Annotated in this window: 1 protein-coding gene; it reads right to left on the bottom strand. The window is 43.0% G+C overall.

The window, feature by feature from the left end; all coding sequences use genetic code 11:
- A partial coding sequence (locus A3756_RS24870; protein WP_156490753.1) for a bifunctional diguanylate cyclase/phosphodiesterase occupies positions 1-923 on the bottom strand: 923 nt, incomplete at both ends.

Raw genomic sequence — 923 nt, 5'->3', positions numbered from 1 at the left:
GTTAAGTTTATGTGCAACGGCAATGACCGCAGACGCGATTTCCATGGCATTGAGGTCATCAGGAATATCGTAAACAAATGACTGGTCAATTTTCAGAATATCTACAGGTAGGCTCTTTAAATAACTTAAAGAGGAGTAGCCTGAACCAAAGTCATCGATGGTAATAGTGGAACCAGTAGATTTGATGCTATTGAGTTGAGCTATGACAGCATCAATGTCATTCATTAGCATACTTTCGGTTACTTCTATTTCCAGGTTTTCTGCGGCGAGGCCTGAATGCTCGAGGGCGCTTGAAACAACATTTACCAGTTCCGGGTCATCAAACTGGCGTGGCGATAAGTTAACTGCAACTCTCAATGAGCGACCAGTTAGGGCATTTAATTGCATGATTTCTTTACATGCGTTTCTCAGCACCCATTCACCAATTTGTACGATCAAGCCGGTCTCTTCGGCTACGGGAATAAAGTCAGCAGGGGAAATGTCTCCCTTCGTCGCATGCTCCCAGCGTATCAGAGCTTCAACGCTAGATATTTCACCCGTCTTCAGATTAATTTGAGGCTGATAGTTTAGGTAAAAGTCGTTATTTTTAATTGCTTCACGTAATTCATTTTCAATTTCCAGAAGCTTGTTTGCGCGGAGGTTTAAGGCTTCAGTAAAGAAGTGGTAGCCATCTCGACCGTTCTCTTTAGCCATATATAAGGCAAGGTCGGCGTTCTTCATGAGCGTTTCGCTATTGATGCTGTCTGTTGGTGCTAAGGTAATGCCGATACTTGTTGATACAATCACCTCATGTTTACCCAACCTAACTGGTTCCTTAAGAGTGTCCAGGATCGTTTGAGCAATGGCAGATATTTTATCGATATCGGATATATCGTTAAGCAGAANGGTAAATTCATCCCCCCCTAAACGGGCAACTGTATCTT

This window comes from Oleiphilus sp. HI0086 (assembly GCF_001635225.1).
Note: the sequence above shows the minus strand (reverse complement) of the source record. Positions and strands in the feature narration are given on the sequence as shown.